General features: G+C 60.4%; 10 protein-coding genes. 6 read left to right on the top strand and 4 right to left on the bottom strand.

Features of this window, described 5'->3' with window-relative positions:
* Window positions 1–65: 65 nt before the first annotated feature.
* Complete coding sequence (locus IC235_RS17845; RefSeq protein WP_191006567.1) at window positions 66–1,460, bottom strand: PQQ-dependent sugar dehydrogenase; 1,395 nt, start codon at window positions 1,458–1,460, stop codon at window positions 66–68.
* Between the two features lie 144 nt (window positions 1,461–1,604).
* On the opposite strand from IC235_RS17845, the gene IC235_RS17840 reads away from it, so the two are divergent.
* Complete coding sequence (locus IC235_RS17840) at window positions 1,605–2,057, top strand: GNAT family N-acetyltransferase (protein ID WP_191006566.1); 453 nt, start codon at window positions 1,605–1,607, stop codon at window positions 2,055–2,057.
* 81 nt (window positions 2,058–2,138) lie between these two features.
* On the opposite strand, the gene IC235_RS17835 is transcribed toward IC235_RS17840, so the two are convergent.
* From IC235_RS17835 to IC235_RS17825, 3 genes are read right to left on the bottom strand one after another with little or no spacing between them, the layout of a single operon-like run.
* Window positions 2,139–2,750 carry a DNA-3-methyladenine glycosylase gene (locus IC235_RS17835; protein ID WP_191006565.1) on the bottom strand — a complete coding sequence of 204 codons (612 nt, stop codon included), beginning with the start codon at window positions 2,748–2,750 and terminating at the stop codon, window positions 2,139–2,141.
* A gap of 17 nt (window positions 2,751–2,767) precedes the next feature.
* A complete protein-coding gene (locus tag IC235_RS17830) occupies window positions 2,768–4,750 on the bottom strand; it encodes a carboxypeptidase-like regulatory domain-containing protein (RefSeq protein WP_191006564.1) in 1,983 nt (660 codons plus the stop codon).
* Window positions 4,751–4,765: 15 nt separating this feature from the next.
* Entirely contained in the window at window positions 4,766–5,767 is a 1,002-nt protein-coding gene (locus tag IC235_RS17825; protein WP_191006563.1) for an aspartate-semialdehyde dehydrogenase, read from the bottom strand.
* Between the two features lie 746 nt (window positions 5,768–6,513).
* Here IC235_RS17825 and IC235_RS17820 point away from each other — a divergent pair.
* The 5 genes from IC235_RS17820 to IC235_RS17800 all read left to right on the top strand — a co-directional run bounded on the left by IC235_RS17820 (window position 6,514) and on the right by IC235_RS17800 (window position 14,598).
* On the top strand, window positions 6,514–9,111 hold the full coding sequence (locus tag IC235_RS17820; protein ID WP_191006562.1) for a lamin tail domain-containing protein: 2,598 nt from the start codon (window positions 6,514–6,516) through the stop codon (window positions 9,109–9,111).
* A gap of 610 nt (window positions 9,112–9,721) precedes the next feature.
* Entirely contained in the window at window positions 9,722–11,284 is a 1,563-nt protein-coding gene (locus IC235_RS17815) for a DUF1800 domain-containing protein (RefSeq protein ID WP_191006561.1), read from the top strand.
* A 160-nt stretch (window positions 11,285–11,444) separates the two neighbouring features.
* Window positions 11,445–12,653, top strand: coding sequence for a DUF1501 domain-containing protein (locus IC235_RS17810; protein ID WP_191006560.1), 1,209 nt, complete (start codon window positions 11,445–11,447; stop codon window positions 12,651–12,653).
* A 255-nt stretch (window positions 12,654–12,908) separates the two neighbouring features.
* Entirely contained in the window at window positions 12,909–13,751 is an 843-nt protein-coding gene (locus IC235_RS17805; RefSeq protein ID WP_317173606.1) for a helix-turn-helix domain-containing protein, read from the top strand.
* Between the two features lie 85 nt (window positions 13,752–13,836).
* On the top strand, window positions 13,837–14,598 hold the full coding sequence (locus IC235_RS17800; RefSeq protein WP_191006558.1) for an SDR family NAD(P)-dependent oxidoreductase: 762 nt from the start codon (window positions 13,837–13,839) through the stop codon (window positions 14,596–14,598).
* Window positions 14,599–14,844 lie beyond the last annotated feature (246 nt).

The raw sequence follows: 14,844 nt of genomic DNA, 5'->3' as shown, positions 1-14,844 counted from the left end.
CTTCGCGTGGTTCTCATCCGGTGTATCCGGGTGAGGTTTCCGACTCTCGATTTGGCTGAACGTACTTATTCCACAACCAGCTTGCGAGTGGACTTTCCGTTAGGTCCTTCCGCCTGCACCAAGTAGCTGCCCGGGCGCAGATTCGCCAGATTCAGCGTGGCGGTGGTACCGTTGGGGTGAAGGGTAAGTACCGGCCGGCCCAGCAAGTCGCGCACGGTGAGCCAGGCATTGGGCGCTGGTAGCTGCACGGTAGCCTGGCGACTTGCCGGGTTAGGAAATAGCTCGAACGAGAAGCTGCCCGCCCCGCGGGCGGTGCTGGTCACGTACATCCGGTTTTCGAGCACCAGGATGCGGTCGTCGGTCGGGCCCGGAGTATTACGGCCGTCGCGGTTGCTGGTGCCCACGTACACCCGGCCCTCGGGCGACACGCAGATGGCCCGCAGCCGGCCGAAGGTGGTGAGAAAATCGGTGCGCGTGATAATCGCACTGCCGGTGTTATTCAGCGTGAGCTGGGTGAGTTTGCTGTCTTTGAGGACCGCCAGAAGCAGGCTGCCGCGCCAGCCGGGAATGGCGGGGTGGTCGTAGTAGGCCAAGCCGGCCGGGGCAATGGTGGGCGTCCAGGTAGTGAGGGGTTCGCGCACGTTGTTGGCCGCGCAAAAGGTCATCTCGGCGGGTAGGTTGCAATTGCCTTCCACCGTGGGCCAGCCGTAGTTGCGGCCGGCTTCAATCTTGTTGATTTCGTCGTCGTTGTTGGGGCCGTGCTCCGAGCTGTAGATGTTGCCGTTAGGCAGCTGGGTGAGACCTTGCGGATTGCGGTGGCCCAAGGTGTAGAGGCGGCTGCCGGCAATGGGGTTATTGGCCGGAATGGTGCCATCGAGGTTTAGGCGCAGGATTTTGCCGTTCAGGGAGGCCGTATTCTGGGCTTGGGGCTGCAACTGGGCGTCGCCGGTAGTCATGAGCAGCGTGCGGTCGGGCAGGATGAGCAGGCGGGAGCCGCTGTGCGTGGTGGTGGCTACGATGTTGCCCAGCAGTACCAGGGGGTTGGCGAGTGCCCCATCGGCGTAGGTGTAGCGCACCAGCTTTTCCTTCAGCTGGCCTTGGTCGGTGTAATTGTATACCACAAATACCCAGTAGGCCGCCGGCGTTGCTGCCGGCGTTATGGCCATGCCCAGCAGGCCGCTCTCACCGGTTTCGGTGACGTCGGCAATGGTCACCACGGGCACCACCTGGCCCGTAGTGGGATTGACCCGGCTGATGCGGCCGGACCGCTCGGTCATCCAAATAAAATTATCCGGGCCCCACACCAGCTCCCAAATGGTATTCCGGTTAGTAGCCAGGGCCGATACCGTAACCGTGGTGGCTCCGACGGGGAAGGTGGTTAGGACGGGGGCCTGGGCTTGCGCCCCGAATGACAGTCCTCCGGCCCAAAGTGCTAGCGTCGCGTTGCGTAAAAATCTCATAACACAGTTTCTAGTTAGCTGAAAAAAAGAAAGATAAAACCTAACGGCTATATCATAACCAATCAAAGGCCCAATAGTCTAGCAGCTTGGCCACAGCCGGGCCAGTATTGCTAGCTTGCGCCTGCATTTACCGCCTGCTTTCTCATGTCTGCTGCTATCACCGAAACGCATCCGCAAGGCTACCTGCTCAGTACCGACCCCGCCCGACTCGATGTAGCCGTTATTCACGGCTGGCTGAGCGGGGAGTCGTACTGGGCCCGCCACATCCCCCTGGCCACCGTGGAGCGTGCCATTGCCAACTCCCTGAATTTCGGCCTGTACGCCCCCGACGGGCGCCAGGCCGGCTTTTGCCGGGTGGTAACCGACCGGGCGACGTTTGCCTGGCTCTGCGACGTCTTCGTGCTGCCCGAGTTTCGCGGCCACGGCCTTGCCAAGTGGCTGGTGGAGCGGGTGCTGGCCCATCCCGACCTGCAAAACCTACGCCGCCACCTGCTCGCCACCCTCGATGCCCATAGCCTCTACCAGCGCTTCGGCTACGAGCCCCTCAGTTCACCCGAGCGGTGGTTGGAGCGCAAGCACCCCAACCCCTACGGCTGAAGTGGAGCAAGCAGCTTGACCAAGAGAGGTTTCGCACTCGTATTATTTTCTACTGCACCCTTCTATCACCGTACTGCTCGACTACTTCGCCGGGCTGGTCCATTGGCTGCCGCGCACCCGAAACCGCCACGGCAGCCCGGCCGCTTCGGGGCCGGCGTACTCCAGCCCGATCCGGGCACTCGCCACGATGTCGGCCGGCGCGAGGACTTCGCCGTGGTCTTCAAACCATAGTACCTCGCCGGTTACGGGCCGGCCGGTTAGAGCGGGCGTAATCCCTAAAGCCTGGCTCAGGACTCCGGGCCCGGCCGTGAGTGCTCGTACGGCCGAGTGCAGTCCGCGCCGCACCAGCATTTCGGGAATGCCGACGGTGGGCTCGACCGCTCGAATGAGCACGGCATCGGGATGCTCAGCATCGTGGGTGGCGATGTTGAAGAGCGCGTAACGGTTGTAAACGGTGTAGATATAGGCCTGGCCCCCTGGCACGTACAGCCCCCGGGCCTGGTGGCGCTTACGCTGCAAGTGCAGGGCCAGCGAGTTGTCGCCTTCGTGCCGGTAGGCCTCCGTCTCCACGATGCGGCCCGCCGTGACGGTGCCGCCGACATTCGTGTACAAGTGCTTACCTAGCAGGTCCTGGGCTATGCGTAAGACATCGGTTCGCCGAAAAAACGGGCCCGGGAGCTTTGGGTAGGTCATGGGTAGTGGGTGAGCACTCACTGAAAACGGTACAGCAGCCCGACGCTCAGCAGCCACCGGCTGGGCTGCCAGGGGACCGTGGCGGCGGGCTGTTCATTCACTCGCAGGCTTACGTCGGAGCTCGGCAAATCGAGGGCGGCCGAGCTCCGGGTCAGAAAGAAACCACTCTCCTCGTTTACCTGCAGCTGGGTGCGGGTGCGGAGCGGCAGCCGGTAGCCCAGGTCCGCCACCAACTCGGTTTTGCGGCTTAGCTCCAGGCCTAGCCCCAGCGTAGGCTGCCCGGCAGCGGCCACCGATTGCAGCTGCAGGCCCAGCTCATCGGCCCGGAGCGTGGTACCCGCCACGCGTACGCTCCCCGAGGTGTTCTCAAAAGTGCCTAGGGCGCGAGCCACCGTCTGGTGGGTGTAAGCCAGGCCCAGGCGCCCAAAAATCGGGCGGTGGCGCGGGTTAAAATTATGCTGATAGCTCAGGCCCGCTTCCCAACCGTCGCCGGTGAACCGGCCAAACACGTGCCGCGTAGCCAGGCGTACGGCCAGCTCGGTGCTGAGGTCAAACAGGTACTCCGCGCTCCACCAACCAATTAGCTTCTGAGCGGCCACTCCGACCGAGCTTTGCGCCCGGAAGCTGGAATGGGCCGGCTCATAGTTTACTGCCATTGCGGACGCGGACACGGCCAGCGGCCAGGCCCCCACCGAGGCTCCGTACCGAATGCGGTGGAGCAGCCGGGAGGCTGGCTGGGGCGCTGCGGCTGGCACGAGGGGGGCGGGGGGTGGTTCTGGGGTAGTTAGCTTGAACAGCGAATCGGCTCGTTGCTGGCGCCGCTGGTCGAGCAAGCCTTTCCGCAAAGATTCTGAGGGCAGCAGGGTGGTCTGGCTTTGCCAGAAAGCCGAGTCATAGGGCACGGCGTTGTTCAAGAACACGTCGTCGCGCTGCACCCGTTCCGGGTAGGTGGGGGGCGCACCCTGGATGGTATCGATGGCGGTGGTCAGAAACTCCCCGAAGTACTGGAGCGGCTCGCCCACTGCTGGGCGGTAGTTAGTTTGCCACCAGACGGTTTTCAGATGCCAGCGCCCGGCGTAGGGCTGGTAGGCCACGCGCAGATTACGCGCATCGGCGCGGTGAATGCCGCTCCGCAGGCCGGTGGGGGTGTAGTGCCACTCGGCGCCGAGGAAGGCATAGCTGTCCTGGTCGATGTACATCCGGCCCGCAAAATGAGCCCGACGGTTGCCGGGCCGGGGCTCAAAGGCCACCACGTAAACCGGACGGTCGGCGTAGCTGCTGCCGGGGGCCAGGCGATAGTCGTAATCGCGAAAGTGGGCGGGGCTGATGAACTGGGCCCGGGCGTGCACAAAATCAGCGAAGTGGGCAATAAACGGGCCGCCGGCCCAGTCAATCCGCACCGGGGTAAGCGGGCGCAGATCCACCTTGCGCGACTGCCGGATCTGGACCACGCCCTCGGCGGTGCGCTGCTGGTACGGGACTTTGAGCACCGTTAGTAAACCCTCGACCAGGTAGCGCGGCCGGCCGTTGGGGTCGTTGTCCGACTCCCGGTAAAAGCCCGTCAGGCGAGTGGGCCGCGTGGGGTAGTTGCGCGGAATGCGGGCCACGGCTTCCCGCACCAGGCCCATTACCGAGGCCGTGACCCGCACCTCCCCCAGCGCGGCGGGGCTGAGGCGGAGCTCAATGCGCAGTTCCGGGCCCGGTAGCGCGGGCAGGGCCTGGACATGTTTCCGGTAGCCCAGCAGCACTACTTCCAATTGCTCCTGCTGGTACTGCGGCGGGATGTTCAAGACAAAGCGGCCGTCCTCGTTGGTGCTGGTACCGATGCGGTTGCCGGCCACCCCAATCTGGGCGTTGGGAATGGGCTGGTGAGTTTCGGCATCGAGCACCCGGCCGCGCAGCAGGCTTGGCGTCTGGGCCCACCCCGGGCCCGCCAGCAGGGCTACTCCCACCAGGAGCAGATAGCGCATCCGACCAGCCAGGAGTCTACGACGCCCCATACGGATTAGAGTGAGTTAGTTGCCTACCAGCGCCAGCTTGCCCACCAGGTATTCGGCAATCTGCACGGCATTGGTGGCGGCTCCTTTGCGCAGGTTGTCGGCCACTATCCACAGGTTGAGGGTACGGGGCTGGGTTTCGTCGCGGCGGAGGCGTCCCACCAGCACCGCGTCTTTGCCGTGGCTGTCTTTGGGCATGGGGTACTGGTTTTGAGCAGGGTCGTCCACCACCTCCACGCCGGGCGTGCGGGCCAGAATAGCGCGCACCTCGTCCAGGTCAAACTCGCGGGCAAACTCCACGTTCACGGCTTCGGAGTGGCCGCCCAGTACGGGGATGCGCACGCAGGTGGCCGTGACGCGGATGCGGTCGTCGCCCATGATTTTCTTGGTTTCATTCACCATCTTCATCTCCTCCTTGGTGTAGCCGTTGGCCTCGAACACGTCGATGTGGGGCAGTACGTTGAGGTCGATGGGGTGCGGGTAGGCGGGGTTGCTGGCGGTTTGGCCGGCGCGCTCTTCCAGAAGCTGGTCGACGGCTTTTTTGCCGGTGCCCGTTACGCTCTGGTAGGTGCTTACTACGATGCGCTGCACCTGGTAGGCCTTGTGCAATTCGCTAAGGGCTACCACCATTTGAATGGTGGAGCAGTTGGGGTTGGCAATGATTTTATCGTCGGCCGTGAGGGTGTCGGCGTTTAGCTCGGGCACCACCAGCTTTTTGGTAGGGTCCATGCGCCAGGCCGAGGAGTTGTCGATAACGGTGGTGCCCACCGCGGCAAAGCGGGGAGCATGTTCCTTGCTCACGGACCCGCCCGCCGAGAAAATGGCAATATCGGGCCGGGCCGCGATGGCATCGTCCAGGCTCACCACGGGGTATTCTTTGCCCAGGAATTCAACGAGTTGACCCACCGACTTAGCGGACGCGACCGGCAGTAATTCAGTTAGCGGAAACTGGCGTTCGGCCAGTACCTTCAGCAGTTCGGTGCCTACCAACCCAGTGGCGCCCACAATTGCAAGTTTCATAGAAGGATCAAAAAAATAAAAAGGTGCTTTGTCCACCGCCCCGACATTACAAATGTCGCCAAAAATCAGGTTACCCCTCGCTGCCATAAACAGGCCTCTCTCACTGAATACCGCGAGGTAATTATCAGCGCCCCCGGAATGAGTTACCAGTATTTTCCTTATTCCAACTACCCCGCCCGCCAGACCTAAAATGTTCGCCGATAGCCAGGTCAGGCCCAATCTAGCCCGTGGCAATGCCTGAAGTAGGGCTGTGCGGGCCCATTCGATGACGCGGGTCATCGGCCTTCTGTTCCTGAAGCCATCCCAGATATCAAGCCAGCTTAGATCCAGGACGTGGCTGTGGCCATCGGCGTTGAGGGTGGGCCAGCTCCCGGCCCCAGTGAGGCTCGGGCCAGTTGCAGCTTGCTGATAAGCGGCTTGATCTACGGTATAGAAGGTTTGTATTAAATCAATGTATTTGAATTATTGTTTTTGTAAGAGTAATTAATATACTAACTTGTAAATACTTTGCTTAACCCACTTTGTAAGAAAGGGCTTTCACCTGCTACTATACACAGGTTAGGGAGACTCAAGAAAGAGCGCACTGATATGCAGAAAAAGGTAATTAAAGAAACCAAGTAGGAAAATAGCCGCTCGCACCAGATCTATATACTTAGACGCGCCATGTAGGCTGGCGCCAGCGCTTTAAATAAAGGGGAGCTGAGGAATCCCCATCGGTCATTGCTCCTTGCTTTACCTACTGTCAAATGTTGAAATACCTCTACCTGCTCGTGCTGCTGCCCATGATGGCTCAGGCTCAGCTGCGTGACGATTTTGCCGACGGCGACTTTACCGCCCTCCCGCCCTGGACCGGTGATGGGGCCAGCTTTCGGGTTACCAGCGGGCAGCTGCAAAGCAATGGTCCGGCCGTGACCGGCACCCGGCTTCAGCTCAGCACGCCCTGCCTGGCCAGCACCGGCACGGTGTGGGAGTTTTGGGCCAACCTGAAGCTGGCTACCAGCTCCGGCAACCTCGCCGACGTGTGGCTCATGGCCTCGCGAACTGATGTAAACGATGCCAACAACTCCGGCTACTTCGTGCGCCTGGGTGGCACCGCCGACGAGGTGAGCCTGTTCCGCAAGGACTCGACCCGCGCCACGGTGGTGGTCATCGACGGGCTCGACGGCACCCTGGCCAGTACCACCAACAACCTCGTGCGCATCCGCGTGACGCGCACCACCGCCAACCGCTGGACCCTGGAGCGCGACCTGACCGGCGGGCGCACCTTCGTCGCCGAAGCCGCACAACCCATCGACGCCACTTACCAGCGCAGTGTGGCGGTGGGCGTGGCGCTGGTTTACTCCTCGACCAATGCGCGCAATTTTTACTTCGACGACTTTGCCGTGACCGACGCCACCCCACCCCTGCTCACCCGGACCATAGCCGTGGATGCGCGCCGACTCGATGTAGTGTTCAACGAAGCCATGGACCCGGCCAGTGCTACCGTGCTGGTCAATTATCGCCTGCAAGACGGCCTGATGCCCACCGGGGCCCAGGTTTTGCCCTCTAACCCGGCAGTGGTGCGCCTCACCTTCGGCAGCGATTACGCCGCCCCCAACGTACTGGAAGCCCGCGCCGTAGCCGACCTCTACGGCAACGTGGCCCCCGGGCCGCTCACCGCCACCCTGGTGCCGGCCCCCGTAGCGCCACGAGCGGGCGAGTTACTCATCACGGAGATCTTTGCCGACGAAACCCCGTCAGTGGGCTTACCGCTGTCCGAATACCTGGAAATTTATAACCGTAGTCCCACGAAGGTGCTCAACCTGGGCGGGGTACGATTGGGCAAGGTGGGCAGCACGTCGGTAGCGGTCTTGCCCGACACGGCCCGGCTGCTACCCGGTCAGTACACCGTGGTGTGCGGCAGCACGCAAGTGAGCCAGTTTGAGGCCCCGGGACGTAAAGTATACGGGCCCACTAACTTTCCCTCACTCGGCAACGATGGCGACCAATTGGTGCTACGCGGCCGCGACGGCCGCACCCTGTTCGAAGTCACCTACTCCGACACCTGGTACCGCGACGCCCGCAAGAAGGACGGCGGCTGGAGCCTGGAGATGATAGACACGAACAACTACTGCGCCGGGGCCGACAACTGGACCGCCAGCACCGACCCCCTTGGCGGCACGCCGGGTAGGGCTAACTCCGTGCGCGCGGCGAATGCTGATGTCACGGCTCCCACTTTGTTGCGGGCGTTGGCCCTCGGTCCGGTTACCGTTCGGGCTTATTTCTCCGAAAAACTGGATAGTGCCAGTGCCGCCACGCGAAGCCGGTACTCGCTGGCGGCTCCTGGCCCCGCCGTCAGCCGCGCCGTGCCCGTAGCTCCGGATTTTCGGCAGGTGGACCTGACCCTGGATTCGCCGCTGCTGCCCAGTCGTGCCAACACCCTAGCCGTGCAAACGGCCACCGACTGCGCCGGCAATGCCAGCGGCCCCCTGCAGTCGGCCGGCTTCGCCCTGCCCGAGGCGGCGGCCCCGGGCGACCTCATCGTTAACGAGGTGTTGTTCAACCCCCGGGTTGGGGCGGTTCCGTTCGTCGAGGTCCTTAATCGCAGTTCCAAGGCCATCAGCCTGCAGCACTTCCAACTTAGTAATGGCGTGGGCATTAGCACTTCCACGCGGACCATCACCGCGCAGCCTTTCGTGCTCAGCCCGGGCCAGCTAGTGGCCATCTCGCCGGACGCGGCCATCATCGCCGCGCAATACCCGACGAGCCACGACCCCGCGGCCCTACTGGTCGCCTCGCTGCCCACGCTGGACAACAGCGCGGGCAGTCTGCGCCTGCTAGACGGCCAAGGCGTTCAGCTAGATCGCTTTGATTACAATAAAAACATGCACCTGAGCCTGCTGGCTACTCAGGAAGGGGTGTCGTTGGAGCGAATTCGAGCTAGTGGCCCCAGCTTGGGTAATAACTTTCACTCGGCGGCCGGGGCGGTAGGCTACGCCACGCCCGGCCGGCTTAATTCGCAGGCCCAGGATGCCCCCGGCGGCGACCAAGAGTTGACGGTGGAGCCCGAAGTGTTCACCCCTGACGATGATGGCCAGCAGGATTTCGCCACTCTCAACTACCACCTTGACCAGCCTGGTTATGCCGTCTCCGTAAACGTGTACGATGCCCTGGGCCGTCTTACCCGCCGGCTCGTGCGCAACGAAACCTTGCCTACCACGGGCTTCGTGCGATGGGACGGCATCGACGACCGGGGCCACAAAGCGGCGGTGGGCTACTATGTTTTGCTGGTCGAATTATTCCGGCCTAGCGGGGGCGAAAAACGCGAGTACAAGAAAACCGTGGTGCTGGGCGCCCGCTTCTGATTTGTGGGCGAAGGGCCTCGGCGGGGCTTAGAACTCATTCAATCAGTTCTGAATATCCTACTTCGTTGCTGGTCATAAATGAACAGTCCTTGTCCTATTTGCAATAAAATTTTTATTGTCAGTATAATACAGGATGAAAAGGGGAAGATTGAAAAGGAGGAAAAGCAACTTTATTTATTATATATTTACTTATTATTATATAGTCTTAACATCAAATTAGGGTAGTCATGCGGACAACGGAAGTAGACTCTCCTAGGATATTGCCAAAACAGGGTCTGACCCTACCTGGCTGGCTTGCCTACCTGCGCTGGTCCTCAGCAGTGGTCCGTCAAGATGACTTTTTTCTGCCCATCACTCCATAACAGGGCAGGGGCGATAGGTTGATGCCCGAACGACCACGGGGCTCGCCACCCAAACGGGTATTCCTCGCCACCGTCCTCGGCGTAGTCAGCATCATGCATACTTGGGCCTACCAACTGCGTAATTCGTAGCAACACCAGACGGGGCGCAGAGAACGGAGCGGGGAAGGGGCTCGGTTAGTGACTCGACCACGAGGGCAGACTTCATCCGCAGTATTAAACCGGCGGCCCTGGTAACCCTCTCAGAAGGCATGAACAGCACCTCGCAACTTCAGCACCTCTACTGGCGGGCCGGCTTCGGGGCCCGTCCGCAGGATGTGGCCACCGGCCATAGCCCTCGCAAAGCCCTGCGCCAGCTGCTACGCGATTCCGAGCACTACGAGCCCCTCACTGGCCCTGATTTGCAGTACACCGACTTGCAGGGGTCGGTACTGGCCGAAACAGTTATGGCTAAACCGATGCCTGGGCCGAGTGACGCGGTGATGGTTCCCGACCAGCCCGGGGCCCCGCGGGCCCCGGTGGAACCTTTGCGCCCCCGGCCTACCTTCCGCGGGGGCAGCGTGGCGACGCGGGTGCCCCGCCTGCGCCGAGCCGACCTCACGCCCGAGCAGCGCAAAATGCAGAATCAGGGCATTCAGCAGGCGTATGCCCATATGAGCGGGGCCTGGATGGACCGCATGGCCACCTCGCCGGCCCAGTTGCGCGAGAAAATGACGCTGTTCTGGCACGGGCACTTTGCCTGCCGCGTGCGCCAGCCGGCAGCGGCGCTCAGCCTGCACAACACGACCCGGAAGCACGCGTTGGGGAAGTTTCCGGACTTACTGCTGGCCGTGAGCCAGGAGCCGGCCATGCTCCAGTTTCTCAACAACCAACAAAACCGCAAAGCCCACCCCAACGAAAACTTTGCCCGCGAAGTGATGGAGCTGTTTACCCTGGGCCGGGGTAACTACACCGAACAGGACGTAAAGGAAGGCGCCCGGGCCTTCACGGGCTGGGGCTACGACTACCAGAACAACTTTACGTTTCGGGAGCGGGAACACGACGCCGGCTGCAAAACCTTCCTGGGCCGCACGGGCAACCTCACGGGCGAGGAAGTACTGCAACAGATTCTGCGGCAGCCGGCCACGGCCACGTTTCTGGTTACAAAAATCTACCGCTTCTTCGTCAACGACCAGCCCAATGCCGGGCATATTGAGCCGTTGGCCGTCGCTTTCCGTCGGAGCGGCTACGACATTGCTGATTTGATGGAGCGCCTGTTTTCGGCCGAGTGGTTCTACGACCCCGCCAATGTGGGCACCCACATCAAGTCGCCGGTCGAGCTGCTGGCGGGCATCCGCCGCACCCTGAATGCGCAACTCGACCAGAGCCAGTCGTTGCTGGGCTATCAGAAGGCGCTGGGCCAGACCCTGTTCATGCCGCCCAACGTGGCCGGCTGGCCGGGGGGCCGCAACTGGATTGATTCGTCGTCGCTGCTGCTGCGCTTGCAGCTGCCCGCCATCCTATTCAAGAATGCTGAATTCGCGGTGGCCCTGAAGCAGGATGAGAACGACATCGCCCCCAACCTAACGAAGTCGGAACGTACCCTGCGGCCGGGAATGGGCGCCCACCTGCCGCTTGCTCCCCTGCAAGCGCTGTTGGGGGCTACGCCCGCCGCGCAGCAGCCGGAGAAGCTCAGCGCCTTCCTGCTGCAAGCGCCTATTCGACCCGAAAACCTGCGATTGGTGCAGCAGGCCGCCGCGAATAAGACGCCGCCCGAAGCCTTGCGGGCTACGCTGGTGAGCTTGCTAAGCTTACCGGAATACCAGTTGGCGTGATGCCGGAACGACCGACTCCCTCTCAAACGAGGACGCGCCCCGGCCATTCCAAGTGAGGCTTTGGTTCGACGTTCAGCGTATTAATTACAACTGCCTTCAGTTGGTGAGTTGTAAAAGCGCTTGATTTTCTGCTTTTCCTTTTCCCACGTATCCCAATCCCATGCCCGCCACTCGCCGCGAATTCCTTCGAACTTCTGCCTTGGCGAGCACCTTGCTGCTCGTGCCCAAGTTTTTGCACGCGCTCGACCGGGGGCCCGGCCTGAGCAATGCGACCAGCGCCCGCCGCCTGATTGTGGTACAACTAGGGGGCGGCAACGACGGCCTGAACACCGTCATCCCCTACAAAAACGATTTATATTACCGCGCCCGGCCTACTCTCGGCATCAAGGAAGCCGAGGGCATTTTGGCGCTGGAGAAAGACCTGGGCCTGCACCCGGCGCTGAAGGGGCTCAAAGGGCTCTACGACCAAGGCCAACTGGCCGTGCTTAACTCGGTGGGCTACCCAAACCCCGACCGCTCGCATTTTCGCTCGATGGACATCTGGCAGAGTGGCTCCAGCGCGGAGCAGGTAATAAGCACCGGTTGGCTGGGCCGGTACCTCGACGCGGATGGCTCCGGCTGCCCGCACCCCTACCATGCCCTGGAGGTCGACGACACGCTGAGCCTGGCCCTCAAAGGTGCCCTTCGCAAAGGGTTGGCGGTGAAAAACCCAGCGAAATTCCACCAAATCAGCCAGAACCACTTGCTGGCTCAGGTGAGTAAGGAAACCACGCCGGCCCATCACGACCAGGTAGACTACCTCTACCAAACGCTGGCGGAGACGGCTTCCTCCGCCGATTACTTGTACGAGAAGTCGAAAATCTACCGGTCGACGGGGGCCTACCCAAACACTGAATTCGGCAGAAACCTCAAGACGACCGCCGAGTTAATCAACTCCGGTGTCGAGGCGCGGGTGTACTACCTGGCCCTGGCCGGCTTCGACACTCATGTGCGGCAGCAGGAGCAGCAGCAGCGCCTTTTGGCCGACCTTGGCGAAGGCTTGGCCGCGCTGGCCGACGACCTGCAGCGGAACAACCAGTGGGCCAATACGCTGGTGCTGGTATTCTCTGAATTCGGACGCCGCGTAGCCCAGAATGCCAGCCGCGGCACCGACCACGGCACCGCCAACAACGTTTTCCTGCTCGGCGGCGCCCTCCAGCGCAAGGGCGTTCTCAACGAGGCCCCCGATCTGGCCAACCTCGACCAAGGCGACCTGCGCCACCAAATCGACTTCCGCAGCATCTACGCCGCCATCCTCAGAGACTGGCTCGACGCCGACGACACGGCCATTCTAGGCCCGGGCTTCGAGCGAATGAAGCTGTTCAGTTGATCGTTCTCCACACTGCTGGACATGCTTACGATTTACTGAGAGTTATTGGCCCGCCCTATTTATTTTCCACTTACGTAACCCCTGCCTTATGTTGGGTATTACAATGCGGCGCAGAAGCAAGGTATCAGGATGGTAAACCGCATTTACATAACCAAAACTTTCCGTAGAGCATTTTGCCTTTGCTTGAAAAATACAAGGTAGAAGATGACTTACCAAACAATAAACACTTTCTTAACTGACTCTGCGCGGTCACCAATAATCCACTCACGCCCAACAGGCTCGTTTAATGTCTTCAGGCGTGAAGACTTTACTTGCGGTACATATCTTCCCTCCAACCGACGCGATTTTTATAAAATCTCCCTAATTACAAAAGGGAATGGTCTACTGAGTTACGCGGACAAAAGCATCATGATCACCGGTCATGCGCTGGTCTTCTCTAACCCGAATATTCCTTATGCCTGGGAAGCCGCAACGACCGAACAAGCAGGTTACTTCTGCGTCTTCACCAATGATTTTATCTACCCCGGTAACGCGCGCTCGGTGGCAGAATCTCCTCTTTTCAAGCTGGATGGGACTCCCGTTTTTTTGTTAGATCAGGCGCAAAGCACTCACTTGGGAGACTTGTTTGAACGAATGCTCAGCGAGCACCAAACGGATTACGCCTTGAAGGACCAGGTTCTATACAACTACGTTCAATTGGTGATTCACGAGGCGTTGAAACTCCAGCCTACCGACGGGTTCGTCCGTCAATTCGGTGCAGCCGAACGGATTACTTCCCTGTTCCTTAAGCTGCTGGAACACCAGTTTCCCATCGATTCCAAACTCCACACCCTTCCATTGCGGTTCGCCAAGCAGTATGCCTATCAGCTTTCGCTGCACATCAATCACCTTAACCGGGCGGTTAAAGAAGTTACGGGTAAAAGCACTACCCAACTCATTGCCGAACGCATCACGGCTGAAGCCAAAGCGCTGCTTCGGCATACGGACTGGAACGTGGCGGAGATTGCCTACTGCTTAGGATTCGAGGACCCCGCTTACTTTACGAACTTTATCCGCAAGCACACTCGGCAGCCACCTAGTGCCTTGCGCAGAGGTTGATTTTTACAAGTATCTGCTTGAAATTTACATCTCCCCGCCCCTCCTAATCAGATAGCTTTGTCCTGTTCATTTAATCCAGGAACTTATGACCGAGCAAGCAGTTCTTATCACAGGCGGGGCCACCGGCATTGGGTTGGCCACTGCCGAACGGTTCTTGCGGCAGGGAGCCGGCGTAATCATCGCAGGCCGACGGGCGGAAGAAGGCGAAAAGGCCATTCAGCATCTGCAGTCATTCGGACCCAAGGTCTCGTTTGTGCAGGCTGACATCGCACACGTTGACAGTGTGCAGCAACTGGTGGCCACGACGGTTAGTCGGCTGGGCCGGTTAGACGTTGCCTTTAACAACGCAGGCGTCGAAGGCCACTTTGCGTCCATCGACGATGCTACTCCCGCCGACTTAGATTCCGTTATCGATATTAATGTGAAAGGTACCTGGCTGGCTTGTAAGTATCAGATCGAACAGATGAAGCGGCAGGGGACGGGCGGTAGTATCATCAACACCTCGTCCTGGCTGGCGCAGGGGGCCATGAGTGGTTCGAGCATCTATTCGGCCAGCAAAGCGGCCTTGGATGCCATGACCCGTGCCTTAGCAGTGGAAGTAGCGTCCATCGGTATCCGAGTCAACAGCATCTTGCCGGGCTATATTATTACGCCTATGTTCCACCGCTTCTTCGACCCCGATAGTGAGACGGGACAACAGTTCCGCAAACATGCACCGCTAGGCCGTTTTGCGCACCCAAGCGAGGTGGCCGAACTAGTCTACTGGCTTGGCAGTTCCGCGGCTTCGTTTGTCACAGGTGAAAGTATCCGGGTTGATGGTGGACTGACGATTGGTGGCCAGCGTTGAGGCGTACGGCAACTCCAGTTGCCAATGGTGCTGAGCCAGAGGGACCGCCCTATCGAGGCCGAGTCCTAGCAATATGGGCGAAAACCTCATTGGCCAACTAAAAGAAGATTCATAGATGAGTGCAAATAATATAGAATGCCCAACCGGCAGTTTAACCAGCCTTATGCACTAGGCTGTGTCTGAAAAGTGGCGCTGCAGGATACGCCGAATACAGGCCAGTTGCGCCATACTGAGAAAGTGCTGGTC

It is taken from the genome of Hymenobacter montanus, assembly GCF_014699115.1.
In the GTDB taxonomy this organism is placed as follows: domain Bacteria; phylum Bacteroidota; class Bacteroidia; order Cytophagales; family Hymenobacteraceae; genus Hymenobacter; species Hymenobacter montanus.
This window is presented reverse-complemented; position numbering and strand designations above follow the sequence as displayed.